Raw genomic sequence first — 25890 nt, 5'->3', positions numbered from 1 at the left:
TTCGTGATCTTGATAGTGTGCCTCCGCCGCTTGATCCACATGGGCTGCGTGACACGAGGGGAACCAGTGCGGACATTCATGCGTTTACGCCGGGTCGTGGCGGGATTGATCATTCCGACACTGGGCGCCGCGGCGCTCGGTGGGTCGCCCGCACCCGCCGCCGCGGCGTCGGAACCGATCCCGAATCCTTACAGCTTCACGTCGGACGACGTCGGCTTCAACGGCGGCGGCGACCGTGACGGCGAGGTGGATCGGCTTTCGGCCATTGATCAGTACGTCGGCGACAAAAAGCCGATCATGCGGTTCGGACTGGACTGGAACGACATCCAGCCGAGCCGGGACGCCACGCCCGATTTCCGCAAGCTCGACAGGCTCGTCGATGCCGCCCACGAACAGGGCATCCGTGTGCTGCTCATCCTCGGCTACTCCGCGTCGTGGGCGAACGGCGGCCGCAACCCGAACTACTTCCCCACCGAGGACGCTCCCTGGAGAGCCATCGTCGACGCCACCGTGACGCACTTCGGCGACGAGGTGCAGGCGTACGAGGTTTGGAACGAGCCGAATCTCAAGAACTTCGGTAACTACGGCGACAACAGCGTCGACGTGCGGGCGCGGCGGTACTGGGAACTGACCCGCATTGCGCACGAGCGGGTCAAGGCGCACTGCTCCGGCTGTGTCGTCGTGGCCGGCGGCTCCGCGTTCGGTGACGGGTACACCGACGCCAAGAACATCAGCCACGACGACAACGAAGCCTCGGACTGGCTGGAGTGGGCGTACCAGCACGGCTACGGGCGCGAGTTCGACGCGGTCGCCTACCACCCGTACCCCGACATGGGCGCCGGCCACCTCCCGTCGTACGCGGAACCGCCCTGCACGAACGGCCACTGGTACCGGTTTTGGTCACTTTTCGGGCCCGACGACGTGGAGTGCGGCGGTCTCGCGGCGCTGCGCGACGTCCTGGTACGCCACGGCGACTCGGGGAAGAAGATCTGGGCCACCGAGTTCGGCGTCTCGACGGTCGGTGCGCGCGTGCCGGTGTCGAATGAGCAAGTCCGGGACGCGCTCGAGGAGGGCGTGCGGATGTGGCGGACGCGTCCGGGAACGGGACCGCTCATCATCTACTCCTTCCAGGACCTGCCGCCCAATCACGAAGCCTGCTCGGTTGCGCAGTCCGAGTGCCATTTCGGGCTGCGCGACGCCAACGGCAACCCCAAGGAGCCGATGTACACCGACGTCGGCGAGGCGTTGCGAGGTGACAAATGGTTCGCGTCTCTCTCGCCGGGGCGCTCGCTATTCCGCGGTTCGGGGATGCGCTCGAACGATGGCAAATTCTGGCTGTGGATGCAGGGCGACGGCAACCTGGTGATGTACGAGGTCAAGCCCGGCGGCAACACCGTCCGATGGGAGATCTCCGGCCGGCACGCCTACCGGCTGAGCAACCAGCACGACGGCAACCTGGTCCTGTACGACAACCAGAACAAGGCCCTGTGGGCGTCCAACACCGAACGCCATGGCGATTCGACCCTCTGGATGCAGGAGGACGGGAACCTCGTCCTCTACGCGCACAACCCGGCGCCAGCCAAGGTCACGTGGGCGAGCAACACGCAGCAGCGGTGAACACCTGCCCGGCCCGGCACCCCTGTGCCGGGCCGGGGCCAGCCGAGCTGGCCTGTGCTGCGGCGATCTGCCGCCCGGTGGCGTTCATCGAGGCAAACGCCTCCACCTCGGTTAGCCTGGCTGATCTACGACGCAGGGCGCGCTGGCGTTCGGTGGGTGCCAGACGGCGTCTGGGGCGTCGAACCGAACGTGGTGCCGCATCACGAAGACCTGCATGTGTTGATCGACTCCCATGACCCTGTGGAAGTCGTCGAAGCGTACAAGGCTCGGGTGACGCCGGGGGCGTTCGTAGAGCGGTGTGGGAGTACGCGACGACCGGGCAGCGTCCGACCGGGCGCCTGCCTGGACAGATAGACCCCCTGCGGACTCACGATCATCACTCAATCCGTACGGGATTCAGCTCGTGATGCGTAGGTCGTCGGTTCGATTCCGATAGGCGGCTCCATTGTGATGCTCTGACCAGCGGTAGTGCGGGTGCCCGGCTGACGGCAATGGTGGGCATGCCGACCTGCCGTGATCGTCTCCTGCGCTTGGTTCGGGCGTTGCCCGGGTTCGGTTGTGCTGAGTCGACGAGCGCGAATGGAGATCGCCTCGCGCGGGCTTCATCCAGAGAAGCTGCTATTGTCCCTTTCACCCGTTTTCAGCCTTAAGGGACGTTTTCTTAACTATGCCGCTGGAGGATTTGGATGGCCGTCATCGTTGCCGCAGACGACGACCCGGCGATGCGTGAAATGATCTCGCGAATCCTGCAGCGGGCAGGGCACACCGTGATCACCGTCAATGACGGTGCGGCCGCGGTGGACCAGGTACGCGAACGACACCCCGACCTGATCTTGCTGGATGGCATGATGCCGCCGGGCATGAGCGGCTTCGAGGCATACCAACTGCTGCACGACGATGACGAGCTGTCGACCATCCCCGTCATGATGGTGACCGGCTCCGTGGTTCCCGATCAGGTCCGTCAACAGCTCCCGCAGGTCTGCGACGTAATAACCAAGCCGTTCACGCCCGACGAACTGCTCGCGTGCGTCCGGCAGGTACTCGCCCCGCCTCCCCCGTCCTGATGACGGGCAGGCGCCGCCGATGTCAGGCGTCGGTTCTGATCTCGGCGGAACGCCGCCGGTGAGGCATCCCCACCGGGATGGGTCGGTCCCGCGGTGGGAAACACCGTGCGTGCCACGAACCGGCAACTGGACGACACCCGCGAATCGCTATCCATGAGCGGTGAGCCGCGACATGGTGCCCACCACCCCCGCAGGCGCTACCCGGGAAGGCGGTCTGCATCGCTGGTACCTCGCCATCGGCGCTGTCGTGCTGGTGGGTGGAGCGATGCTGCCCCCGGCCGTGCGCGTCTGGGTGTACGTGGCGGTGGCGACTTCGCTGATCGTGGCGGTGGCCGTGGGTGTGCGCCGGTACCGGCCGGTCTGGTCGGCGACCTGGTGGCTGCTGGCCGGAGCGGTGGTCCTGTCGCTGCTGGCGCAGGTGGGCTGGGCTTTGGCTATGGAACCCACCGGTGTGCCGCGGTTCCCGTCGTTCGGCGACGCCTGCTATCTGGTCATGCTGATGCTGACCGCGTCGAGCATCTACTGGTGGGTCCGCCCCCCTGAACAACGCAGCGGCGCGGTGGACGCCGGGATCGTCGCGCTCGGCGGTGGTGCCGCGCTCTGGACGCTGGTGGTCGCACCGTTGTTGTTCGACGGCCGGTTCGCCGGGCTGCGCCTGGGAAGCTACCTGTGCTATGTGGGCATTGACCTGCTGATCCTGGTGCTGACGGTGCGGGTGGTGGTGATCTCCCGGGTACGTACGTCCGCATACCGGCTCATGGTTGGCGCGGCGGGGTTGCTCGTGGTCACCGACACCACCAACTACGTGCTGCTGCTGGCCGGTCAGAGCCATGACACGCTCACTGCGCTCGGCTGGCTGGGCACGTACCTGCTCCTCGGTGGCGCGGCGCTGCATCCCTCGATGGCACGCAGCACGGGCAGCATGCCGGGCAACCCGTCACCGGCATCACGCGGCCGGCTCGCGGCGTACGTGTCGCTGACCGTTGGTGTCAGCGCACTGAGCATCGTCAGCATCGCCGCCGCGCAGCCCGCCGGCCATTCGGCGCGGCTGATCGTGCCGGGAATCCTCGGCACCGCGATGTCCGTGCTGCTGATCGTCCGGTTGTCCCAGCTGGCCACGCTGCTCAACCGCCGTACCCATCTCGACGCGCTGACCGGCCTGGGCAGTCGCGTCGTGCTGCAGGACCGCTTGGACGAAGCCAGCCCTCACCACCGGGTACTGCTGCTGGTCGACCTCGACGGCTTCCGCGACTTCAACGACACCGTCGGCCACCAGGCCGGCGACACCATCCTGGTCGAGACCGGCGGACGGATCCGTGCCGAAGTGCCCAGCAGCGCGACCGTGGTCCGCCTGAGCGCTGACGAGTTCGCCGTGTGCGCGTTCGCCGGCGACGACCGCGACGGCCGCAGACTCGCTGAGCGCATCCTGGCCGCGGTGCACCGCCCCTACCGGGTGCGAGGGCTGACCGCGCGCCGCTTCGCCGCCAGCATCGGTGCCGTGGCGCTTCCGGCCGGGCAGCCGTGCTCTGTCGCGTTGCGCGACGCCGACCTGGCGTTGCGCACCGCCCGCAGTCGCGGCGGCGATCAGGTCGCCGTCTTCGACCCTGCGATTCACGCCGAACGGCTTGCCAACGCCGAGTTGGTGGCACAGATGCATCACGCCGTCGAGGCGGGCGAGTTCGAGGTGCACTACCAGCCGATCGTCGATCTGGCCACCGGGCATGTCGCGGCCGCGGAGGCGCTGCTGCGCTGGACGCGTCCGGACGGTACCCGCATCCCTCCCGATCACTTCATTCCCTTGGCCGAGCAGGGTGGCGCCATCACCGCCATCGGCGACTGGGTCCTGCGCCAGGTCTGCACGGACCTCCGGCGGCTCTGGCCCGAGTACCAACTCGCCGTCACCGTGAACGTTTCCGCCCGGCAGCTGCGTGATCCGCTGTTCGCTACGCACCTGCTGAGCCTCCTGGACGCCTGCGCCTTACCCGGACGCGCCCTGATCGTGGAAATCACCGAGACCGTTCTGGTCACTTCCGTCACCGACGCCGCTACGGTCACCGCCCAACTGCAACAACTGCGCGACCACGGCGTACGGATCGCCATCGACGACTTCGGCACCGGCTACTCATCCCTGGCCTACCTGCGCGAACTGCCCGTGGACATTCTCAAGATGGACGGCTCCTTCACCGCCCGGCAGATCGACAACGGGGGCGCCCGCGAGATCGCGTTCATCCGCGCCATTCTGGAGCTCAGCCGAAGCCTCGGACTGGTCACGATCGCCGAGGCAGTGGAGACCCCCACCCAAGCCCAGCGCCTGCGTGCCCTCGACTGCACACTCGCTCAGGGCTACCACTTCGCCAGGCCTGCCCCCGTCACGGACCTGCACGCGTTCCTGCACGAGCACAGCCGTCCCGCACTCGTCGGTCGTCCCGCGACGGCGGGCCTCCTTCAGGACGGCCAGCGCCCCTGAGGTGTCGACGCTCCGGGTGCCGCGCTTGGCAGCCACTCGTGACAGGTCCGTCTCGCGGCCACGGCAGCAGTGATCATGGCTTGTAGCCGGCGGCGGTCAGGACGCAGCGGCTGGCCACCTCGTTGGCTTCCGGGTCGTCGGAGTCGGGCCGCCACTGCCCGCTGTAGGTCAGGCCGGGGTCCATGAGCTGCCAGCCGTGCAGCATCTGCGCGAACTCGCCTCGGGAACGCAGTACCAGCGGTGCGACGGCCTTGTTGTACGCCTGTCGGGCTCGATCGACGGCGCGAGGGTCACAGTCGTCGGTGAGGTGGGACATGATCAGGTAGCTGCCGGCCGGTACGGCGTCCCGGTAGGCGGCCAGGGCATGGAGCAGGGTTGTGGTGTCGGCGACGTGGTGGGCCACGGCAACGAAGAGCAGGCACACCGGCGCGGTGAGGTCGATGAGGCGGCGCACGACGGGATCGGCGAGGACCGCGTCCGGATCTGTGAGATCCGCCCGCAGTATGTCGGCGTTGGTGTCGTCGGCCAGCATCGTCCGGGTATGCGCCACGGCGACCGGGTCGATGTCGACGTAGACGACTCGGGCGTCGGGGTGTGTCCGGCGGGCCACGTCGTGCACATTGTCCGCGATCGGGATGCCGGAACCCAGGTCCAGGAACTGCTGGATCCCTTCGGCCGCCACGACGTCGACAGCGCGGCGCAGGAAGCTTCGGTTGGCCCGCATGACCTGCGGTACCTGTGGCATGGCATCCAAAACGGTTTCGGCGGCCGCGCGGTCAGCGGCGAAATGGTGGTGGCCGCCGATGAGGAAGTCATAGACCCGGGCGCCGGTGGGTTGTTCCGGGTCAACGCACAGCGGTGCCGGACACAGGTACGTATCGATCGTCACGGCGCTTCACCTCGCAGCCGACCGTTGGTCCCCGTCTGAGCCTAGACAAAGCGCCGTATCGGGGGGCGGGGAATCGGTAACGTGAAGCCCGTCAGGGGGCTGGTATGACAGCTGAATTGGATGAGCAGCCCACGGGCCTTGCGGATGACGTGTGTGTTTCAGTGGTGCGTTCGTCGCACGATGCGATCGTGGCGGCGAACTCCGCATTTGAGATCATCGCGTGGAACGCGGCGGCGGAACGGCTCTACGGATACCCGGCGCGGGACGTCCTGGGCAGGTCACTGGACCTGATCATTCCGCCGGAACAGCGCCGGGACCAGCGGGAGATGCTTTCCCTGTTCCTGGCCGGCGCCGCGATCGATCACTTCCGTACCTGGCGGGTGCACCGCGACGGGCACACGATCCCCGTGTCGGTGTCGATGGCGCCCCTGGCCGACCGGGCCGGCCGCATCATCGGTCTGGTCAGCACCACGCGGCGACTCAGCGACCGCGAACGCTTGGAGGTCGGCTTCAAGGCGCTGCTGGAAGCCGCTCCGGACGCTGTCATCGGCGTTGCCGACAGCGGGCAGGTGGTGCTGTCCAACGCCCAGGCGGACAGGTTGTTCGGCGTCGCCCGCAACGGCTTGATCGGCAGGAGCGCCGACGCCCTGTTGTCCCCTGCGCTGTCCGACGACGGTGAGCCTGCCGGGCATACCGGTGACGGCGCTGTGGGGGCACAGCCGCGGACGGTGGCGCACCGCAGCGACGGTACCCCGGTCCCCGTCGAGATCACCGCCGCCGTGATCGACACCGATCAGGGGCGGATGCGGTGCGCGGTGATCCGCGACGTCACCGAACGGCTCCGGGCGCAGAACGAGTACCTGCGCATGCGCGCCGAAGCCGACCACGCCCGGATGGAAGCACAACTGCAACGCACCCAACGGCTGGAGAGCCTGGGCCAGCTCGCCGGAGGCGTGGCTCACGACTTCAACAACATCATCGGCGTGATCGTCAACTACGCCGGCTTCATCGCCGAGGAAGCCGGCGCGGCCGGCCTCGCCGACCTGGCAAGCGACGCCGAACAGATCAACCGTGCCGGACAGCGCGGCGCCGAACTCACCCACCAGCTGCTCGCCTTCGCCCGCCGCGAGGTGGTACGCCCCCGCGCCCTGAGCCTCAATACCGTGGTCACCGACGTCGAACAGATGCTGCGCCGCGCGATCGGCGAACACATCACCTTGACGACACGGCTCACCAACGCCGCGACCACCGTCACCGCGGACCCCGGCCAGCTCGAACAGGTACTGGTCAACCTCGCCGTCAACGCCCGCGATGCCATGCCCCGCGGCGGGCATCTGAGCATCGTCACGGACGTCGTCGACACCGACGACCTCGACGCCTGCGACGCCACCGACCGGCCCACGCTGCTCAGCGGCCGCTGCGTCCGGCTCCGAGTCAGCGACACCGGCACCGGCATGCCCCAGGAGGTCATCGACCGCGCCTTCGAACCGTTCTTCACCACCAAACCCGCGGGCCAGGGCACCGGGCTCGGCCTCGCCACGGTCTACGGCATCATCACCGCCGCCGGCGGCGATCTCAGCATCTCCTCCGAGGCCGGTACCGGCACCACCATGACCGTCCTGCTGCCCGTCACCGATGACAGCCCTGCCGACACCACCGACACGACCGCCCGGGCTCCGGTGAGCAGCCGCGGCGAAACGGTGCTGGCCGTGGAGGACGAACCGGCCCTACGCCAGGTCATCCGCCGCGTCCTGACCAGCGCCGGCTACCAGATCCTCATGGCCGACGACGGCCCCGCCGCCCTCGCCCTCGCCGAACGCCACGTCGGACCCATCGATCTGCTCCTCACCGACGTCGTGATGCCCCACATGCTCGGCAAGGAACTCGCCGAACGGCTGCACAAAGCACGCCCCGAAACGGCCGTGCTGTACATGTCCGGCTACGCCCAACCGGTCCTGGCCTCCCAGGGCACCCTCGACCCCGACGTCACCTTGCTCGAGAAACCCTTCACCAAACCCCAGCTGCTCACCGCCGTACGCCAGATCCTCGACCATCGATCAGCCACAGCCCCTTGATGATCGGGGGCCGGGCGGCACGATGTGGACGGTGAGACGGGTCGAGGACCGGGTCACCGCGAACCGCGGATCGCTTTCACCAGTCCCGCAACCAGGTTCGCCCGCTCGGCCATCAGGTCGACGATCACGTACTCGTGGTCGGCGTGGGCGCCGCCCCCGACCGCGCCGAGGCCGTCGAGCGTCGGCACGCCCAGTGCACCGGTGAAATTGCCGTCGCTTCCGCCGCCGACCTTCTTGCCTCCGATGCCCGGCAGCAGCTGCTGCGCCAGGGCGAAGAGCTCCGCGGCCGACGACTCGGGCATGGGGGGCCGGTGCACGCCGCCCCGAACTGTGATGACCGCCCCGTCGAGGCGTGGGGTCAGTGCGGCGAATGCCGACTCGACGCGGTCCTTCTCGCCGGCGGACTCGACCCGCACGTCGACGGTGATGGTGGCCGCGGCGGCAACGACGTTGCTCGCCGTACCGGCTGTCGCGACGGTCGGCGTGACCGTCGTACCGATCTCCGGCCGGTTGAGCGACGCGATCTCCAGGACCTGGTGTGCCGCTTCCACCAGGGCGTTGATCCCTGCCTCGGGTTCCAGGCCGGCGTGCGATGCCCGGCCCGTGATCGACACCTCGACCGTGCCGCAGCCCTTGCGTCCGGTCTTCAGGCCCCCGTCGTCCGCGGCGCCTTCCAGTACCAGCACCGCGCCGCAGGCGAGCGCCCGCTCCTCGATGAGCGCTCGCGACGTTGCGGAACCCACCTCCTCGTCCGCGGTCACCAGGATCTCGATGCCCGACCTGTCGTCGAGACTCGCCAGGCCGTGGATCGCCTGCACCAGACCGCCGAGCATGTCGAAGACTCCGGGGCCGGTGGCCCGCCCGTCCTGGACCCGGAACGGACGTCGTTCCAGGGTGCCGAGGGGAAACACGGTGTCGTGGTGACCGAGGATCAGCACTTTCGGGTCTCCGCCACCCGACCAACGGACGTGCGGACCGGCCTCGCCCTCGACCAGGACCGCTCGCCGACCCAGGCGGCTCTCGACGACCGCGGCGACCGTCTTCGCGGACGCGGTCACGGCGTCGACATCGAGCGATGGAGACTCGACCTCGACGAGTGTCCTGAGGTCCTCGAGCATCCCGTCGACACTGATCTGCGCGGTCGTGTGCGTCGTCATTCCGTAAGAGTAGTGGGGCGCCCCGCGACCGGCGGCCCTCCGGGTGTGTGCAGGGTCAGTCCGGTGAGAAACGGCGCGGCGTAGGGTCTGGGGTCGATGGCGCCGGTCGCGACGAGATGCCCGTGCAGCCGTCGTTCCGGGCCGACCGCGTCGGCGTACCCGAGGATCAGGCTGGGGTCGCTCAGAGTGGTCAACCGCAGGACCAGATCAGCCAGATCGTCGCCCAGCGGATCGCCGAAGTCCTGGGACGCCACGGCTGCGAAACCGCTGCCGACCTTGAAGCTGAACAGGCCCGGCTGGGTCAGATGACCGTACAGGTTGGGCTCGTCGCCGAGGGTCGCGAAGGAGTAGCCCTTCTCCCGGGCGGTCCGCATCGCGGCGAAATAGAGCACCCGGGCCAGGCTGAAGCGTCGCCACGATTCGGTGACCGCCGAGAAGCGCATCCTGACCCCGTCGACGTCCGGGCTCTCCAGCACGATGGTGCCGCCCGCCAGGTCGCCGCCGTCCTCGAGCAGGACCGCGAAGTACTGGTCGGAGCCCAGGACCGCGTCTCGGTGCCGGTTCGCGAACGCCACGCCGTGCGGCATCTCGGCGACCCGCTCCTCATACAGGGCCAGGAAGCGGTCGAAGGTAGCCCCTGTCACCGGCTGTTCGACGCGCAGGCGGAGCCCGGCGTCACCGGCCCGGCGCTGCGCTCTGCGGACATCCTGCCGCGCCTTGGTGTCGAGTCGGAGGAGGAATTCCTCCTCGGTCGGCTCGAGCGGTGCCACCCACGTGAGCATCGTGGGTTTCACGACGAAACCGGCACCGGTCAGGACGGGGCGCAGGTCGGCCGGTGGGTCGGCGACGCGTACGACATCGATCGGGCGTTCGGCGAGTCGCCAGGGTGCATCCGCGACAGCCTCAGGGGCGACCAGTGCGACGCTGAGACCGAACCTGTCGATGATCTCCACTACTTCGTCATCACGTCCTCCCAGATCGACTTGGCCGCGTTGAGACCGCTGGAGGCCGCGCCGGTCCACATGTAGTGCGGGGAGCCGAGGGCGTTGCCCGCGCTGTAGACCCGGGGATGGGAGGTGCGTCCGTACGTGTCGATCCGCGGGTGGCCGTTGTCCATCAGATCGAGGCCCAGCATGCCGGTGAACCGCTGGTCCGGCTGGGCCACCTCGGCGAGGAGAACGACGTCGACGACCACCTCCCGCCCGGCCTTCGTGGCCAGTCGCAATTCTCCGGCCGGGCCGACGACCGCGGACGTGACTTCATCGGCGAACACCTCGGCGCCGTCGGCGACGAGCAGGTCACGGGCGCGGTCCGGCTGCTGGAGGACTTGCGGATCGCCGACCAGGACGGTCATCCGGCCGGCGTGCACCTGGGCCAGGCGGGCGAGCCAGGTGGTGTTGTCGGTGCGCCCGACAACCGCGAACGTCTTGCCGGAGTTCTCGAACGTGTGGCAGTAGGGGCACTCGAAGACGGTGCGGCCCCACACGCCGTCCGGCAGCCAGTGCGGGATCTCGTCGCGCCGGCCCGTGGCCAGCAGCAGTCTGGCGGCCACGAACGTGCCGTTGCCACGAGTCGCGACCGTGACCTCGTCGTCGCCCGCCTGCACCGACGTGACCTCGTCCCAGCAGAACTCGACACCGGCGCCGGCGGCGTCGAGTTCCATCTTGGCGTAGATCTCGTCCGGCGGCAGGCCGTCCGCATAGGGAACGTTGCGGACGGCCAGGGCGGACGAGTTGCGGCGTCGCGGTAGGGACACGACGAGAATGCGCTGCTTGGAACGGCCGAGCATCACCGCTGCGGTGAGGCCCGCGGCCCCGGCGCCCACGATGACGACGTCGAAGCGAGAAGGCTTGGTTTCCGTCACGTCGTTCTCCCTCGCTGTCACCAGCCGGCTGTCAAGCCCTCGTGGCGGCCGTCGTCGAGCCCGTACAGGCCCGTGGGCCGGCGTTCGAGCACTCGCATCACACCGCCGATGCTCGCTTTCGGCACCACATCATGGCCGCGGCCGCGGAGGTCCTCGATGAGGTCCGCCGGGAGGTCGGCGTCCACGCGGAGTTGCAGGCCCATGTCCACCTCGGCTTTGTCGCAGCCAGGGTAGTACGTCCATCGTGGCCGGTTCAGAGCGGTCAGCGGGCTGCATCCCTCGATGATCATTCGAATGATCACCTGCGCGTTCCACTGCGTCTGGCCGTCACCGCCGGGGGTCCCGCCGGCGAAACGCAGCCCCGTGGCGTCCGAGCTCAGCCACGGCATGATGGTGTTGACCGGGCGTTTGCCCGGCTCCACGCGATTCGGCGTACCCGGCTGCAGGGTGGCGCTGCGGCCGAGGCGGTTGCACAGCAGCATGCCGAACTCCGGCACACCGACGCCGGAACCGAAGCCGAGGCCGAGGCTCTGCACCCAACTCACGCCGTTACCGGCCGCGTCGATCACCGTGAACTGCGTCGTGTCACCCTGCTTGTAGTGGCCGAGGCACAGCGGGGTGCCGAGCTTGTTCCGGTCGATGCCGCGCGCCATGTCGGCGAGCAGATCCTCGGCCAGGAAATCCCGGGGCGGTACGAAGTCCGGGTCGCCGAAGGCCTGCAGTCGCCAGCCGTACGTCTGGTTGGCGATCTCGGCCATCAGGTGGATGCCCTCGGCCGAGTCGACCGCGACGTCACCGCGCATCCGCTGGAAGAGCGCGAGGTTCTGCAGCATCAGCGGGCCCTGCGTGGGCGCCGCAGTGGTGGCGACCAGGTGCTCACCGACCCGCACGGCGGGGGCCGGCGCGAAGCGCGCGTGGTCGGCGATGCAGTCCTCGCCCGTGATGAAGCCGTCCAGTTCCCCGCTCACCTCGGCGACCGCGCGGCCGAGGATCCGACGGAACTCCTCCGGCTGATCCGCCAGGTCGGACAGCAGCCGGTACAGGCGGGCGAGGCCCGGCTGGCGTAGCACCGCACCGGCCGCGTCGGCAGCGCCGTATCCGGCATAGAGCTGCTGGAAGTGATCCTGGGCCAGGAATTCCAGGTTGTCCCTGCCCCAACGGACCGCTTGACCGGTGTTGGCCAGCCCGTCGTCCGCCAGCTGAATGGCGGGCCGCAACAGTCGGCCCAATTCCATCGAGCCATGCCTGCGGTGCAGGGCGAGCCAGCCGTCCATCAGCGCCGGCGTCGACACCGACAGAATCCCGGTTTCCGGAACGTCGGACAGCCCTCGGGCGGCGAATCCGTCGCTGGTCGCCCGCATCGGGGTGCGCCCCAGGGCGGTCAGCGACACCGCCTCGGGCGCGCCCGCCTGCCAGAGGACGATGGCTCCGTCGCCGGCAGGGCCGCTCGCCATCGGCAGGGCCACCGTCATGACCGCCGAGGCGGTGATGGCCGCATCGAACGCCGTTCCGCCGTCGCGCAGAACCTCCAGCGCGGCAAGTGTGGCCAGGGGACTTCCCGTGGTGACCATGCCGTGCCGCGCCCACTGTTGCCGATCGCGCAGGACATCCCTCATTGCGCGCTCGCCCGGTGCACCGGCTTGAGCCCGATGATCTCTCGCGCCTCGGCGGGGGTGGCCGGTTCGCGGCCGAGTTCCCGGGCGATCCGTACGACGCGTTCCACCAGCCGCGGATTGGTCGCGGGTGAGCGATCGGACCAGTCGTAGTACGGGTTGTCCTCGAGACCGACGCGGACGTGGCCACCGAGCGACATCGCCAGCGTGTTGGCCGCCAGCTGGTAGCGCCCGATGCCGGCGAACGCCCACGTGGCGTCCTTCGGCAGCGCGCCGAGGAAGGCGGCCGCGTTGACCGCACTGACTTCGGCCGTACCGCGCGAGCCGAGCAGGATGTTGAAGTAGTGCGGACCCCGGAGAATGCCCTTGTCGATGAGGAAGCTGGCGTAGTTCGCCATGCCGACGTCGAAGATCTCGAGCTCGGGCACGATGCCACGCTCGGCCATCGCGGTAGCCAGCGATTCGATCATCTGTGGGCTGTTGACCGATGCCGAGGTGGGGAAGTTCATGGAGCCGACGGTCAGCGACGCCATCTCCGGGCTCGGCGTTGTGACCGTCAGCGATGCGCTGCGCTTCTCGAAGTCGTTCCAGTTGCGCCCGCTGGTGGTGACCACTAGCACCATGTCGGGTGCCTCGGCCGCAACGGCCTGCAGGATCTCACCGAACATCTCGGGGCGCCAGGTCGGCTCCTCATCGGCGTCGCGGGCGTGCAGGTGCACCATGGAGGCACCGGCGTCCCGGCACCGGCGCACGTCTGCGGCGATCTCCTCCGGCGTGGTCGGTACGTGCGGCACCTTCGCCTTGCGCGGAATCATGCCGGTCGGGCAGAGATTGACGATGAGTTTGTCGGCTGTACTCACTTCGAACCCTTCTGGAGTTCCATGGACATCAGGACGCGGCCGGGGTTTCCGGCAGCAGGACGGGGTGCCAGCGATCGACGGCACGGCCCTGATCGATCACTTCGCGGGGGACATCGTTCATCGCCACCGGGCAGATGTGCGCCGGAATCAGGTCCACGACCATGCCCTGCCGCAGCGCCGCGGCGCCGAGCGGGGTGCCGTCGGTGAGTGTGGCCAGGGTATCCGGGTCCCAGTCCTGCCCGGCGCCCTCGAGCAGATGGTCGGCGTCCGTGCGGACGCGCCCGCCGGGCGTGTCGAGCACCGTGGCCCGCAGGGTGATGGCCACGTCGTCGAGCGAACAGAGACCGGCGAGCGCGTAGCCCGCGTCATAGAGCGGCCCCGCTCCCACACAGATCTCCGTCACACCCGGCGTATCCAGCGCCGCCGCGGTGTTCGCCGTGCCGCTGACCGACACCGTGGGGCAGCCGATCCCGTCCGCGCGGATGCTCTCGGCAAGCCCGACCAGCACCTCCGCCACGGACCCGGCGCGTTGTGTTGCGGCGGCCTTCAGCGCCACGAGGTCCGGATAGGACCGGTAGCCCGCCACGCCGTCGAGCGTGACGCCGGGCGTGTGCTCGATGAGGCGGGCGAGATCGCCGGCACGGTCCGCGACGATGCCCCGGTCCTCGTCGAACTTGACGTCGATACGCAGGGGAAGGACAAGACCCGCAGCCGCGGCGAGCGCCCCCAGGCCACGTACGGATGCCGGGTCGGAAACCGCCACGACGATGCGTGCCGTGCCCTCGGCCAGGGCAGGGCCGGCGTGCTGCGCTGCGAATCTCACCAGGGGAGCCAGACGCCACGGGTCGAGCACCGGCCGCGAAATGACACAGTCGTCGATTCCGCGGCGCAGATACTCCCGCGCTTCGGGGCCCGTTTGTGCCATGATGCCGACCGCTCCGGCCTTCGTCTGCCTGGTGGCGAGCTCCGGTGTCCGATGTCCCTTCACGTGGACGCGCAGCTGTCGACCGGCGTGGGCAACGAGTTCTTGCAGGCGGTGAATGTTGCGATCCACTCTGGGTAGATCGATCATCATCACAGGGGTGCGCATATGATCCAAGGAGCATCTCTGAGAAGGGCGCCGACGAGGCCCTGTAGTCAATGGGTCCCTGCCGGCCCCCATCGCATTGTGGATGCAGGCCGGCAGGCCTCAGATAACGCTTCAGAGCGTGCTGCGGCAAGACATTGCAGGTCACCCCCCCTCGTGATCTGACCCGTTTAACGTACATACATGATCTTAAAATGATCAAGGTCACTCATAGTGCGGAACATCACATCGAAGTCTTTGCGTGGGCGATGATCGCCGGATGGCAACTACAGCTTGCGCCATTCCGTGTACTGAGGGTTCCTCTGGCGTGTGGCGTCCAGAGCGGACGTTGACACCGAGGACTTGCTGCGGCTGAGACCGTGGACCGGTAGACATAGTGGACTGAATTGGTTGGTCAGAATACCGGTATCCGGGCAGCCTGATCGAGCCCGATCGAATCTCTGATAGGTTCACCGCGGCCGGCGTGCAACCAGCATTTCGCGGACACGAGGTGGAGCGGCCCGCAACCGAAAGGATGACGTTGAGGGCTTTCTGGCTTTTGACAGGGGCGTCGGCAGCGTCCACGGTCGGAAACACATTCCTCTTTCTCGCTGTGCCGCTCGCCCTTCTCGCCTACACCGACGATCCGCTGACGGCAGTCCTCAGCATGGCGGCGCGCACTGCGCCGTACGTACTCGCGCCGGTGATGGGGCCACTCATTGATCGTTACGACCGGCGGACGATGTTCGCGGGCGCAGACATCGTGCAGGCTGCCGCCGTGGCGCTCATCCCCGTCGCGTTGTGGCAGGGCGCCGTCCCGGCGGTATTCGCCGCACTCGTCGTCCAGGGACTCGCCAATGTCGTCTCGAATGTGGCCAGCGATTACGGCCTGATCCCGGCGCTGGTCCCGGACCATCTCCTCGATCGCGCGGTGAGCCAGTTCAACACGATCATTCTCGTGGCCCGGTTCGCCGGCCCCGTGCTGGCCGGGGTTCTGGTGACCACGCTCGGCACCACCTGGGCCCTGGAGTTGGACGCTCTCACCTTCGCTCTCACGGCGGCGACCGTGATCCTCATGCCGGCCATGCGACCTGCACAGGACCGCCTCCCCTTGGGCCGGATGCTGCGCGAGGGCATCGGATACTTCCGGCAGCGGCCCGACATCGTCCGGTTGACCCTCGTGGTGTCCATCTACAACCTCGGCGCCGGCGCGCTCGAACCCACGCTGCTGGTGGTGGGACAGGAGCGGTGGCGGTGGTCGGCGGGCTCACTGGGGATCGCCGTGTCGGTGGCGGCGATCGCGGCCGCGCTCGGTGCCTGGCTGAGTCCACGCGCGCTGTCCGACGGTAACCGTCACCGGCAGATCGCCGTGTGGCTCGCCGCCTCGGCGGCCGGCGCGGTGCTCCTGCTTGCTCCGTCGCCCTACGTCGCCGTCGCGGGCTTTGTCGTTCTGTCTCTCGGCGAGGGCGGGATCAACACGGCGACCGTGTCGTACCGGCAGAAGAACATACCGGCCCATCTCGCGGGACGGGTGAACACGATCATCAGAGGTTTCATCACCGGTGCGGTTCCCGCATCGGCATTCCTGCTGGGTCTCACGGCCGCCCTGGACAGCAACCTGACGGTCTTTCTGCCGGCCGCGATCACGACCACATTCGTGGTCTTTCTCTGGTCCCGGCGCCGTATCGCGTCCGAACCCACCGCCCCGGTTCCCGCGACCCCGGGGAGCGCCTCGTGAAATACGTGCTACTGATCAACACCAACAAGGAGATTCCCGCTCGTCGGCTCCTGGCGCGTGCCGACATCGCGCTGGCCGTGGTGACGACCCCACGCTACCGGCACTTCTATCCGGACGGGACCCGCCTCGAAGTCGTCGACGACATAGAGAACGTCGCCGAGGTCAAGCTCGCGGCCCTGCGACTGCTGTCCGACGTTCCGTTCAGCCACGTGGTCGCGCCGTCGGAGTTCAACCTCCAGCCAGCCGCGTTCGTGCGCTCGTACTACGGACTCGCCGGACCCGGATACGACATGGTGAACGCCTTCACCAACAAGTACGTCATGAAGCAGCGCCTCCGCGACCACGGAATTCCGGTGGCACCGTTCACCCGGGTGGCCCGGCTCAGCGAGGCCGGGGATGCCGCGGCGGAGCTCGGCTGGCCGATCGTGGTCAAGCCCGTCGTCGGCGGCGGCGCCGAGGACGTGCTGGTCATTCACGACGACGCCGACCTGGCACGGCACTGTGCGGCGGGGCGCTCGGAGCGGATGCTCGCGTTCGGACACTTTCTCGTCGCGGAACGGTTTCTGACGATCGACGAGGAGTTTCACTGCGACGGCATCCTCAGCGAGGGCGAAATCCGATTGTCGGCCGTTTCCCGGTACTTCGCGCCGGTACTCGGCAGCGTCGGCCACGTGGTGGGGTCGTACACGTTGCCGGAGTCGGATCCGCGCACCGCGATCGTCCGCGACCTGCACCGCAGCGTCGTACGCGCCATGGGCCTGCGCGACGGCGTCACCCACCTCGAAGCCTTCCGGGTGGGCGACCGGTTCATCGTCGGGGAGGTCGCCATTCGCCCCGGCGGCGGCGGTATCCCGCAACAACTGTCGGAGCAATACGGCGTGGACATCTGGGACGCGCTGATCGCGACCAGCCTCAACGAACCCGTGGCGACCGTTTCCCGGCAACCCGACGACTACCTGGCCCAGTACATGCTGCCCCTGCGCCGGGGCCGGATCACCCGGATCAGCAGTGCCGACGAGCTGCGCGACATCCCGGGCGTCGTGCACGCTGAGGTGCGTCATCGGGTCGGCGATCAGGTGACGCGTGCGCTCAACTCGGTCGCCATGGCGGGTCTGGTGCTGGTGCGCGCCCGTACGGAGACCGAGATCCATGCGGCCGTCCAGGCCCTCCACGAGCGGTACGAGTTGCAGACGGTGGAGGTCGACACCGACGAAGGGTGAACGCCTCGTCACACCGTTGCGGGACCCGCGGGGACTCGCTGGTGATCCGCGGGACCGACCCGGCGGAGCCGGTGCTGGGACACCGCGACGAGCCACCGCACCTCGTCGGCGAAGTCGTCGCTCTGCTCGCCCGGCACCTGTGGCGAATCGTCCTGCACCGCGACCCCGCTCTCCTTGGTTCGCAGAGCAGCGTCCAGGCGCGCGGCCTCCACGGCGGCGGTGAGGTGTTCGCCGCTGAGCCCGACGCCGTGCGCGGCGCGGGTGGCCTCGGCCAGGACCGCCGGATCCATGTACCGCCGCAACGCGAGCCGACCGTCGTTGATCTCGATGACCCGGCGATACAGATGGAAGTGAATGTCGCGTACGCGCAGACGGTCGCGCAGGCGCGACTGCGGCGGATCCAGCGCGATGGTGGGTGTGACCTGGTAGAGGTCGCGCCACAGAGGGTAGAGAGCCTGGTGATAGCGGTAGCTGCGCAGCCAGGACGACAGGTCGAACAGGCGGGGACCCCAGGACGGGATGGTCAACCCGATTGCCAGCAGCTCCACGCCGACTCCGATGCAGAGCGGCGTGATGATTTCCGGGGTGGGCGACTTGGTGCCGAGCAGAACCGCGGTCACGCCGAGCACCCGGTGGACGCAGTAGACGAGGTAGATAGCGGCTCCGATGGCGGTCAACCGCAGGCCCTGGCGCAGCCAGGGATCCGCCGCCTTCGTGGCGTACCGGAGGCACAGCCGCAGGGTTTCCATCAGGCCGGCGGCGAAGGCGGCAATGTAGAGCAGCAGGTAGACCGCCACGATCGGCTGCTGCATGTTGTCCAGGAGGTAGTTTCCGGGCCGATCGGACACCGTCTGCTTGGCGACGAGCCACAGTCCGATCAGGGTGACCGCCATGGCACCGGCCGCGCCGAGCCAGATCCTCGCCAGCGATCGCGCGCGTTCCGGAGGGTAGCTCCAGTACCCGAGTGCGATCAGGATGGCGGTGCTGGACGCCACCCCGCCGAAGAGGTGAACGCCGAGAGCGCAGATGTTCGGCATGTCGATCCATCGCTCGAGGGCGGCCGAAGTGGTGGGCGCGGTGAGGACGAGCGATACGGTCTTGCAGCCGAATGCCGCGATCAGTGCGAGCAGCGCGCGGTCATGCGGGTTCGTACGGAGGTCGCGCAGCTTATAGACAAGGGCTGCGGCGCAGGTCAATGCGCCCCAGATGAAGGCGAAGTCCTTCAGGTCGTCCATAGGCGTCCCCGCTCCTCGTCACCGGCTGCGCAGCGATCTATCGATGCGGGCGAGGATAGCGGCGTCCTCCATCGGTATACATCCCACCTCCTCCGGCACGGCACGGTTCAGCCGCTCCAGCAGCACGGTGGCGACCACCTCGGCCTCTTGCTCGTCGCGGTGCGGATATCCGGACCGGCGCAGCATCTGTTGCACGAGTGCCGGGTCGAGATCGGGGAAGAGGAGCCGGGCGGCCTCGTCGTCGATGGCCTCGACACCGCTGTGTCCACAGAGCATGTGGGCGAGTTCGTGGGCGATGATGTGGTGCCGGTGCGGCGTGCTCGTCGCGGCCTCGTACAGAACGAGGTCGGTGTCGTGGGTGGTGACCCACACGCCGCTCATACCGGATTGGCACATCGTCAACGGAACGAGATGGATCGGCCGGCCACGGTGGGCGCTGGCATGGGCACACAGCGTCGTGATGTCGCATTGCGGAGGAAGGCCGAGTCCATCCACGAGCGCCCGCGCCCGGCGGCGGAGCTGCCGTAGCTGCCGGCCTGCGAGTGGCTGCTCAGTCTTCCGTCGATGCGTCATGATCGACATTGTCCATGACGGGGGGTAGGCCCTGTAGCTTGCGGACCTGATCCAGGACCGTGGTGATCGCCTCCAGGCTTTCGGACGGCAGACCGATAGCGCGCATCGCGATGCCCCGGACGCCCGCGTCGCGCAGGCTTTCCAACATGGCCAGCTGCGTGGTGACCCGGTCGGAGTGCTCCTGATCCAGGAAGTAGCCGGGCGCCACGCCGAAGAAATCGGCCAGGGCGACCAACAGTTCGGGCGAAGGGTTGACCCGTTTGCCGTTCCGCAGCGCGGACAGGTATGCGCCGCTGACGCGAAGGCTGGGATGTTTGCTCCGCAGTTCCTCCGCGACCTCGTTGTTCGTCCATCGTCGTGCGTCGGGCCGGCTCATCCGGAAAAGCTGATCGAGCCGCTGGGCGAGTGGGGACGCGTCGACGGCCTCCCCGCTGGTCACGTCGTCGTCTGACACTCGTACCTCCTGTGCCTGGTCTAGATCCTACCAACCCGCAGTCGAATTCTCCCATGAGACTTGACGCACAGTTGAAGCTGCGGGGGTGATCGTCCATCTTGCCCTACTTCAATACGGGCATCAACCGTCAATCTGGGCACTCTACTGGTGGTAGATCGGCCGAGATTCCCTTCAACTGACAGTTGTATCGACTGTCGAAGATCGCTAGGCTCCTCCATCGATCGAGTCCGCCGGATCGGCTGGGCCGGTCGCCTGCACGGGACTGGCTTCTGCATCAGACATCCGCCCGCCCGCCTTCCCAGAGGAGAAGCAACATGCCGGAAACCGGGCCGACGACGCGCCTCGCGCTTGAGGAGTTCGAGCGAGATCAGCTCAACGACATCGTGCTCATGGTGCACGAGAACAGCCCCGGCCAGACGGAGTACCGGTATCTGGCCTACCTGCGAAACCACGTCGGCGAGACCATCGACCGGATCCGGAAGACGTACGAATCCACTGGCGATCAGCCCGTTCTGGTGACGAACCTGCCCCAGTTCGCCGACGTGGAGCGCAGCAAGATCCTCGCACTCCTGCTCGGGCAGACGGTCGGGAACTGCGTGGCCTACAGCGACTACAACGGCTCGTACATCACGGACATCCGGCCCACCTCGCTGTCGAAGGAGAAGAGCGCCGGCACCGATCTGCTGGCGATGCACAACGACTTGGCGTGGGCCAGTGACGAGTGCCGTCCGCGGACGCTCGTCCTGGTGCCGCACCTGGCCGAGGGTGCCGTGCCGCGGACCCTGCTCGCCCCGGCGACAGAGGTCGTCTCACTGCTGTCGGAGGCGACTCGCGACATTCTGCGCAGGCCCGTCTTCGAGGCGCGATCGGGATCGTCGCTCGGCTGGAGATACGAACGCATCCGGCGGATGGCGCTGCTGGAGGAGACCGACGGCGGGCTCGTCATCCGGTTGAACTTCGACGCGTTCACGCCGGCCGCCGATCTGGACGCTGATCAATGGGAAGCTGCAGCGGGCGCCCACGAGCAGCTGCACGAGGCGGCCCTTCGGGTCGGGCTCGTCCGGGGGCACGCTGCCCGCAAGGGTGAGGCGTTGATCATCCCGAACGATCACTGCGTACACGGCCGTGACCCCATCGACTCCAACAACTGTGAGCGGCTGCTGCTGCGCTCCTATGTCGTGCCGGACAGTGTGGTGGCGCATCACCGCCGCACCATGATTTCTCTCGAATCCTGAGTGGTGATCGGATTGTCTGACATCGTGGTGATCGGTGCGGGGCATGTCGGATTGACGCTCTTGACCGACCTCGTTTCCACGAGGGAGCTCCATGGCCTGAACGCATCGACATTGTTCGTCCGCGACGTCTCCGGCTCGCCGGAGCAGCGAATCCGTGAACTCTGCGGCACAGTGACCCGAACGAACATGATCAGCGGGGAACGCGACAGCGTCGAGGTCGGGCCGCAACACTTCAGCCACCTGCACGGCGAGCGTGCGCAGGCCATGCTGGAAGCCGCTCAACACATCATCGTGACCGTGCCGGACATACCGGCGGTGCGCCTGCCGCTCATGGAACGCATCGCCCGCCTGGAATCGGTGGCCGGCAAGGTGGTGACCTTCGTCCGGGCGGGTCAGGGCGGTCAGCCGGTGATCGCCGAGTGGGTGCGCCGCACCCCGCAGCTGCGGCACACGTCGTTGGTGCTGGTCGAAGATTCCTTCCACGGGACCCGGGTAGCCGGCACGCACATCTCCTACAAGCGCAAGCTCAGCGTCAACGTCTCTGTCTATTCGCGGACGCCCCGGGCGGCACTGGATCGCCTCCGCGGTCTGTTTCCCCTGGGGCATCTCATCGGCCGGCCCTCCTGGCCGGACATCGCGGTGCGACCGGGCATCGGATTGTTGTTCGACCCACTCGGCTACATCATCCACGTCGGGATCGCGCTCGATCGCCGGAACCTGGAGAAGACCCGGGCGGGCATCGTTTACCAGCACTACACCGAAGGCGTGCACCGGGAATTGGCGGAACGCCTCGACGCCCTGGATCGGGAGAGGGTATTCCTGGCCAGGGCGTACGGGGTCGAGGCGCAACGCTTCCCGCGGATCATCGAGCGGCAGTACGGACTTCCCTACCAGCCGGACTTCTACGACATGATGCAGTCCTGCCGGGACATCTACCGCTCGATGTCCTGCACCTCCATCGAGGAGCTCAGGCGCTCCCGGATCATCCGGGAGGACATTCCGGGTCTGCGAACGATTCGCTGGCTCGCGGACGTCGCCGGAATTCGTCTCCCGGTCACCGAGCGATACGAGATGGACGTCATGAGGACCGCCGCGGAGCTCGGCGTCCATGGCAGCGACCTGGTCGGTTACGTGCCAGAACTCAGCGCTGTCCCGGGGACCGTACCGCACATCACCTCGCTGCTCACGGCACCGCACGACATGGAACTCGCGGCGGTAGGAGAACGGACATGATTGCAGATGCCCTCGAAAAGGCGTACCGACGGTATGCCGACAAGCGCCCGAACAGCGCGACCCGAAACGCGTTGGCCCGGGCGGTCCTGCCGTCCGGCACCACGCGGTCGGTGCTGGACTTCGACCCCTTCCCCTTCACCGTCGCCTCGGCGTCCGGCTGTCGGCTGACCGACGTCGACGGGCATGAGTACCTCGACTATCTCGGGGACTACAGTGTCGGCCTCGCGGGACACAATCCCGGGGCCGTACGGGCCGCCGTCACCCGCGTCCTGGATCAGGGCTGGTCGTTCGGTGCGGTCGCGGAGGCGGAATACGACGTCGCCCGGATGTTGTGCGACAGGTTCGAGTCGATGGACCTGGTGCGCTTCACGAGTTCGGGCACCGAGGCCAACCTGGTCGCCACTTCCCTGGCCATCAAGTCGTCGGGCCGGAACAAGGTGCTGGTGTTCGACGGCGGATATCACGGCGGCTTCCTCAGCTTCAGCCGTGACGGCTCGTCGTTGAACGTCCCGTTCGATGTCGCCATCTGCGAGTACAACAGCCTCGAATCCGCGCAGGCGGCCTTCGACGCGTGGCCCGGGCAGATCGCCTGCGTTCTCGTCGAGCCGATGCTCGGGTCCGGTGGGCGGATTCAGGGCACGCCCTCGTTCCTCGGCGGACTCAGGGAACTCTGCGATCAACACGGCTCCGTGCTCATTTTCGACGAGGTCCAGACGTCCAGAATGGCCTACGGCGGAGCCCAGTCACTGTACGGAATTCGTCCCGACCTGACGACGCTCGGAAAGTACATCGGCGGCGGATTCGGGTTCGGAGCCGTCGGCGGCACCGGCGATCTGATGCTCCAGCTGGCCCGCGGCCGGGAGCCCCACTTCGACCATTCAGGCACGTTCAACAACAATCGGTTCACCATGGCGGCCGGCGTTGCCATGCTGGGCTCCGTTCTCACCCGGGAGAACCTGGCCGCACTCTTCGAGCGCGGCGAGGGCCTCCGCAAACGCGCCGACGACCTGCTGCGCGCGTGTGGATTCCAGGCCACCGGCTGGGGATCGCTCATCGGCATCCATCCGACCGATGTGCCGATCACCCGCGCGGCCGACCTCGCCGGTGCCGACCGCCGACCCGTCCAGTTGTTGTTCCACGAACTGTTGGATCGCGGCGTGTACATCGGCAAGGGCGGATTCGTCACGCTTTCCCTGCCGCAGACCCCGGAAACGGATGACCTCTTCCTGACCGCGCTGGAGGATTCGCTGCGCGTGGTGCAGGCCGCCGTTCCTGTCCCTGCCCGAACCGCTTCTTAGGACTTGAGTATGTCGATGGCAACTGTGGGCAACATTTCGTTCGAGCCCGGCTTTCCCTCGCGGGCCCGCCTGATCGGTGCGGATCCGGCCCCGGCCGACGTCCTGACGAATCTGGAACCGAAGCAGCGGGACACCGTCCGGGAACTTCTCGACGCGTCCGGCGCCGTGCATTTCCGCGGGTTCGGGATTCGTACGATCGACCAGTTCGAGACGGCGGCGCAGAGCCTGCTCGGTCAGCTCGCTCCGTACCGCGGCGGAGACGCCCCGCGCCGGGCGGAGAAGGGATTCGTCTACAACGCCGCCGGCCCCGACAAGTCGCGCGTGCTCCGTGCCCACAACGAACTGTCGTACGCCCCCTGGCATCCGAAGACGCTCTGCTTCGGATGTGGCCGGCCGGCCGACGAGGGCGGAGCCACCACCCTGATCGACGGGCATCGCGTGTACGAGTCGCTGCCGCCGCGGATCCGGGACGCTTTCCGGACCCGGGGCGTCACGTACATCCAGCATCTGCCGCACGCCGCCGGCGACCCCAGCGGCATCAAGTCGTGGCCGGAAACCTTCGAGACCGACTCCAAGGACGACGTGATGGAACTCTGCCAGTCGAGCTACACCTCCGCCAAGTGGACCCCGCTGGGCCTGCTGACCACCAATCGCACGCCGGGCACGCTCGAGGTCGGCTCGGACGACCGGATCGCCTGGTTCAACCAGGCCCACATCTGGCGCAAGGACCCCACGATCACCCCCAAGGTTTCGGATATGGGGGTGTGGGAGACCCGGCTCGGGTACGGGGCGACCTACGGTGACGGCACAGAGATCTCGACCCCGGACATCGAGCAGGTCAGTGCGACGCTGCACGACTGCACAGTCCCGGTCAATTGGGAGGCCGGCGACCTGCTGCTGGTGGACAACCAGGCCGTCATGCACGGCCGCATGCCCTACGCCGGTGAGCGCCAGGTCTTCGTAGCGTTCGCCTGACCCGGTCTGATGACGAAGCATCGGTGACGCGCGGGCCGGTTGGCCGGCGCGTCACCGATGTGCCGACGGAATCGGAGCACATTCGCATGGCGGACGTCGAATCGACCGCGCCCCTTCGTGTCCGGTGGGCGGACAGCCTTTCCGACGTTCCGCGAAACCAGTGGGACGAGATCAGCGCGGAACTCGGGCTCTACTACTCCCATCGCTGGCTCGCCATGCTGGAGGCGAATCCGGGTGCCCGCGTGCGCTACCTGCTCGTGTGGCGCGGTGACATCGTGGTGGCCGGCATGCCCGTGCAGGACGTGCTCAACGAGACCCTGCGCAACTACCGGCCGGACAAGCATGCCGCGGTCACCGGCGGTGGGAGATGGCTGCTGGCCGGAACTCGTCGCGCCTACTCCAGCGGGGTGGCGGTACACAGCGCGCTGACCGGGGCGGAGCGCCGCGAGGCGGTGCAGCTCGTCGTCGATGCGGCGCGGGACTACGCGGCATCGGCCGGTTATGACGGTGTGGTGTGGATGTACGCCACCACGTCGGCGGCAGCCGACCTCGTACGCTGCGGAGCGCGCGCGGGCCTGGCCACCGCCGAGGCGATCATCCGCCCGGCGGCCGCGGGGCTTGACGCGTACCTGTCGGCCTTTTCCGCCCACCGCGGCCGTGAGATGCGCCGTGAGATGCGGGTGTTCGAGGGTGCCGGCTATGAGGTCTCGACGTCAGCGCTGTCCGGGTGCTGGGAGGAGGCCGGGCAGCTCCTGCTGAACATCCAGCGGAAGTACGGGCACGAGACCACGTTGCAGGCCGAACAGGCGTCACTGCGCAGTCAGGCGGACGCGCTCGACGACCAGAGCGTCGTGGTGTGTGTCCGCGACGAGGGGCGGCTGGTGGGATTCACCCTCTTCTACCGGTGGAACAGCACGCTGTACGCGCGCGTGGCCGGCTTCGACTACACCGCCGTGCGCCGAGCCTACGAATACTTCAACGTCGCCTACTACCGGCCGGTCGCCCTCATGGCCGACCTCGGCCTCGGCGAACTCCATCTGGGTACCGGCTCCCTGGACGCCAAAATCGCTCGGGGGGCGGTGCTGCGTCCCCTGTGGATGGCCGCGGTTCCCGTCGACCCGGACAATCACGTCGACCTCGACGTCCGGCCCGACCTGCGGGCCTGGCGTGACAGATATCCCGCACAGGCGATTCCCGCAGCCGAGTGGGAGCCGGCCTGGCTGACCACGGCTCCGACGCAGAAGTGACGATGAAGGA

21 protein-coding genes are annotated in these 25890 nt (G+C 67.9%); 11 read left to right on the top strand and 10 right to left on the bottom strand.

Features of this window, described 5'->3' with window-relative positions:
* The first annotated feature begins 30 nt into the window (after window positions 1–30).
* The 3 genes from ACMCNN_RS27930 to ACMCNN_RS27920 all read left to right on the top strand — a co-directional run bounded on the left by ACMCNN_RS27930 (window position 31) and on the right by ACMCNN_RS27920 (window position 5148).
* Window positions 31–1617, top strand: a complete 1587-nt coding sequence (locus ACMCNN_RS27930; protein WP_412743468.1) for a hypothetical protein — start codon at window positions 31–33, stop codon at window positions 1615–1617.
* Window positions 1618–2303: 686 nt separating this feature from the next.
* Window positions 2304–2681, top strand: coding sequence for a response regulator (locus ACMCNN_RS27925; RefSeq protein WP_412743467.1), 378 nt, complete (start codon window positions 2304–2306; stop codon window positions 2679–2681).
* A gap of 160 nt (window positions 2682–2841) precedes the next feature.
* On the top strand, window positions 2842–5148 hold the full coding sequence (locus tag ACMCNN_RS27920; protein ID WP_412743466.1) for a putative bifunctional diguanylate cyclase/phosphodiesterase: 2307 nt from the start codon (window positions 2842–2844) through the stop codon (window positions 5146–5148).
* A gap of 73 nt (window positions 5149–5221) precedes the next feature.
* Here ACMCNN_RS27920 and ACMCNN_RS27915 read toward each other — a convergent pair whose 3' ends face one another.
* Window positions 5222–6037 carry an SAM-dependent methyltransferase gene (locus tag ACMCNN_RS27915; protein WP_412743465.1) on the bottom strand — a complete coding sequence of 272 codons (816 nt, stop codon included), beginning with the start codon at window positions 6035–6037 and terminating at the stop codon, window positions 5222–5224.
* 104 nt (window positions 6038–6141) lie between these two features.
* On the opposite strand from ACMCNN_RS27915, the gene ACMCNN_RS27910 reads away from it, so the two are divergent.
* The gene (locus tag ACMCNN_RS27910; protein ID WP_412743464.1) at window positions 6142–8112 is read left to right on the top strand and encodes a PAS domain S-box protein; all 1971 of its coding nucleotides are present in this window, start codon (window positions 6142–6144) and stop codon (window positions 8110–8112) included.
* A gap of 53 nt (window positions 8113–8165) precedes the next feature.
* Here ACMCNN_RS27910 and ACMCNN_RS27905 read toward each other — a convergent pair whose 3' ends face one another.
* From ACMCNN_RS27905 to ACMCNN_RS27880, 6 genes are read right to left on the bottom strand one after another with little or no spacing between them, the layout of a single operon-like run.
* Window positions 8166–9269: a M20/M25/M40 family metallo-hydrolase gene (locus ACMCNN_RS27905; RefSeq protein ID WP_412743463.1), complete on the bottom strand. Its 1104-nt coding sequence runs from the start codon at window positions 9267–9269 to the stop codon at window positions 8166–8168.
* Complete coding sequence (locus tag ACMCNN_RS27900) at window positions 9266–10222, bottom strand: GNAT family N-acetyltransferase (protein ID WP_412743462.1); 957 nt, start codon at window positions 10220–10222, stop codon at window positions 9266–9268. Before ACMCNN_RS27900 ends, ACMCNN_RS27905 begins: the two co-directional genes overlap by 4 nt.
* The gene (locus ACMCNN_RS27895; RefSeq protein WP_412743461.1) at window positions 10222–11133 is read right to left on the bottom strand and encodes an NAD(P)/FAD-dependent oxidoreductase; all 912 of its coding nucleotides are present in this window, start codon (window positions 11131–11133) and stop codon (window positions 10222–10224) included. The genes ACMCNN_RS27900 and ACMCNN_RS27895 overlap by 1 nt, the downstream gene beginning before the upstream one ends.
* Before the next feature lie 17 nt (window positions 11134–11150).
* A complete protein-coding gene (locus tag ACMCNN_RS27890) occupies window positions 11151–12749 on the bottom strand; it encodes a gamma-glutamyltransferase family protein (RefSeq protein WP_412743460.1) in 1599 nt (532 codons plus the stop codon).
* On the bottom strand, window positions 12746–13606 hold the full coding sequence (locus tag ACMCNN_RS27885; RefSeq protein ID WP_412743459.1) for a 3-keto-5-aminohexanoate cleavage protein: 861 nt from the start codon (window positions 13604–13606) through the stop codon (window positions 12746–12748). Before ACMCNN_RS27885 ends, ACMCNN_RS27890 begins: the two co-directional genes overlap by 4 nt.
* 28 nt (window positions 13607–13634) lie before the next feature.
* The gene (locus tag ACMCNN_RS27880) at window positions 13635–14681 is read right to left on the bottom strand and encodes an alanine racemase (protein ID WP_412747295.1); all 1047 of its coding nucleotides are present in this window, start codon (window positions 14679–14681) and stop codon (window positions 13635–13637) included.
* A 526-nt stretch (window positions 14682–15207) separates the two neighbouring features.
* Between ACMCNN_RS27880 and ACMCNN_RS27875 the strand changes: the two genes are divergently transcribed.
* Window positions 15208–16410, top strand: a complete 1203-nt coding sequence (locus ACMCNN_RS27875) for an MFS transporter (protein ID WP_412747294.1) — start codon at window positions 15208–15210, stop codon at window positions 16408–16410.
* Window positions 16407–17630 (top strand): hypothetical protein, encoded by a 1224-nt coding sequence (locus ACMCNN_RS27870; RefSeq protein WP_412743458.1) that lies wholly within the window; start codon window positions 16407–16409, stop codon window positions 17628–17630. The genes ACMCNN_RS27875 and ACMCNN_RS27870 overlap by 4 nt, the downstream gene beginning before the upstream one ends.
* Window positions 17631–17638: 8 nt before the next feature.
* On the opposite strand, the gene ACMCNN_RS27865 is transcribed toward ACMCNN_RS27870, so the two are convergent.
* From ACMCNN_RS27865 to ACMCNN_RS27855, 3 genes are all read right to left on the bottom strand, one after another.
* Window positions 17639–18865: an MAB_1171c family putative transporter gene (locus tag ACMCNN_RS27865; protein WP_412743457.1), complete on the bottom strand. Its 1227-nt coding sequence runs from the start codon at window positions 18863–18865 to the stop codon at window positions 17639–17641.
* An 18-nt stretch (window positions 18866–18883) separates the two neighbouring features.
* Entirely contained in the window at window positions 18884–19246 is a 363-nt protein-coding gene (locus tag ACMCNN_RS27860) for a hypothetical protein (RefSeq protein ID WP_412743456.1), read from the bottom strand.
* Window positions 19247–19415: 169 nt separating this feature from the next.
* On the bottom strand, window positions 19416–19892 hold the full coding sequence (locus tag ACMCNN_RS27855; RefSeq protein WP_412743455.1) for a helix-turn-helix domain-containing protein: 477 nt from the start codon (window positions 19890–19892) through the stop codon (window positions 19416–19418).
* A 314-nt stretch (window positions 19893–20206) separates the two neighbouring features.
* Here ACMCNN_RS27855 and ACMCNN_RS27850 point away from each other — a divergent pair, with 314 nt between their 5' ends.
* From ACMCNN_RS27850 to ACMCNN_RS27830, 5 genes are all read left to right on the top strand, one after another.
* Complete coding sequence (locus tag ACMCNN_RS27850) at window positions 20207–21127, top strand: hypothetical protein (protein ID WP_412743454.1); 921 nt, start codon at window positions 20207–20209, stop codon at window positions 21125–21127.
* A 12-nt stretch (window positions 21128–21139) separates the two neighbouring features.
* Window positions 21140–22360: an NAD/NADP octopine/nopaline dehydrogenase family protein gene (locus ACMCNN_RS27845; protein WP_412743453.1), complete on the top strand. Its 1221-nt coding sequence runs from the start codon at window positions 21140–21142 to the stop codon at window positions 22358–22360.
* Window positions 22357–23658 carry an aspartate aminotransferase family protein gene (locus tag ACMCNN_RS27840; protein ID WP_412743452.1) on the top strand — a complete coding sequence of 434 codons (1302 nt, stop codon included), beginning with the start codon at window positions 22357–22359 and terminating at the stop codon, window positions 23656–23658. Before ACMCNN_RS27845 ends, ACMCNN_RS27840 begins: the two co-directional genes overlap by 4 nt.
* Window positions 23659–23667: 9 nt before the next feature.
* Entirely contained in the window at window positions 23668–24633 is a 966-nt protein-coding gene (locus tag ACMCNN_RS27835; RefSeq protein WP_412743451.1) for a TauD/TfdA family dioxygenase, read from the top strand.
* Between the two features lie 86 nt (window positions 24634–24719).
* Window positions 24720–25880: a GNAT family N-acetyltransferase gene (locus ACMCNN_RS27830; protein ID WP_412743450.1), complete on the top strand. Its 1161-nt coding sequence runs from the start codon at window positions 24720–24722 to the stop codon at window positions 25878–25880.
* The last annotated feature ends 10 nt before the right edge of the window (window positions 25881–25890 follow it).

This window comes from Krasilnikovia sp. MM14-A1004 (assembly GCF_047159485.1).
Classification (GTDB): domain Bacteria; phylum Actinomycetota; class Actinomycetes; order Mycobacteriales; family Micromonosporaceae; genus Actinoplanes.
The sequence above is the reverse complement of the archived record's forward strand: the minus strand, read 5'-3'. Positions and strand labels throughout refer to the sequence as shown.

Coding starts and splice junctions, on each gene's coding strand:
- ACMCNN_RS27925 (WP_412743467.1), top strand. CDS start 2,304: ATGGCCGTCATCGTTGCCGCAGACGACGACCCGGCGATGCGTGAAATG.
- ACMCNN_RS27830 (WP_412743450.1), top strand. CDS start 24,720: ATGGCGGACGTCGAATCGACCGCGCCCCTTCGTGTCCGGTGGGCGGAC.
- ACMCNN_RS27840 (WP_412743452.1), top strand. CDS start 22,357: ATGATTGCAGATGCCCTCGAAAAGGCGTACCGACGGTATGCCGACAAG.
- ACMCNN_RS27890 (WP_412743460.1), bottom strand. CDS start 12,749: ATGAGGGATGTCCTGCGCGATCGGCAACAGTGGGCGCGGCACGGCATG.
- ACMCNN_RS27910 (WP_412743464.1), top strand. CDS start 6,142: ATGACAGCTGAATTGGATGAGCAGCCCACGGGCCTTGCGGATGACGTG.
- ACMCNN_RS27905 (WP_412743463.1), bottom strand. CDS start 9,269: ATGACGACGCACACGACCGCGCAGATCAGTGTCGACGGGATGCTCGAG.
- ACMCNN_RS27835 (WP_412743451.1), top strand. CDS start 23,668: ATGTCGATGGCAACTGTGGGCAACATTTCGTTCGAGCCCGGCTTTCCC.
- ACMCNN_RS27865 (WP_412743457.1), bottom strand. CDS start 18,865: ATGGACGACCTGAAGGACTTCGCCTTCATCTGGGGCGCATTGACCTGC.
- ACMCNN_RS27860 (WP_412743456.1), bottom strand. CDS start 19,246: ATGAGCGGCGTGTGGGTCACCACCCACGACACCGACCTCGTTCTGTAC.
- ACMCNN_RS27880 (WP_412747295.1), bottom strand. CDS start 14,681: ATGATGATCGATCTACCCAGAGTGGATCGCAACATTCACCGCCTGCAA.
- ACMCNN_RS27875 (WP_412747294.1), top strand. CDS start 15,208: ATGACGTTGAGGGCTTTCTGGCTTTTGACAGGGGCGTCGGCAGCGTCC.
- ACMCNN_RS27850 (WP_412743454.1), top strand. CDS start 20,207: ATGCCGGAAACCGGGCCGACGACGCGCCTCGCGCTTGAGGAGTTCGAG.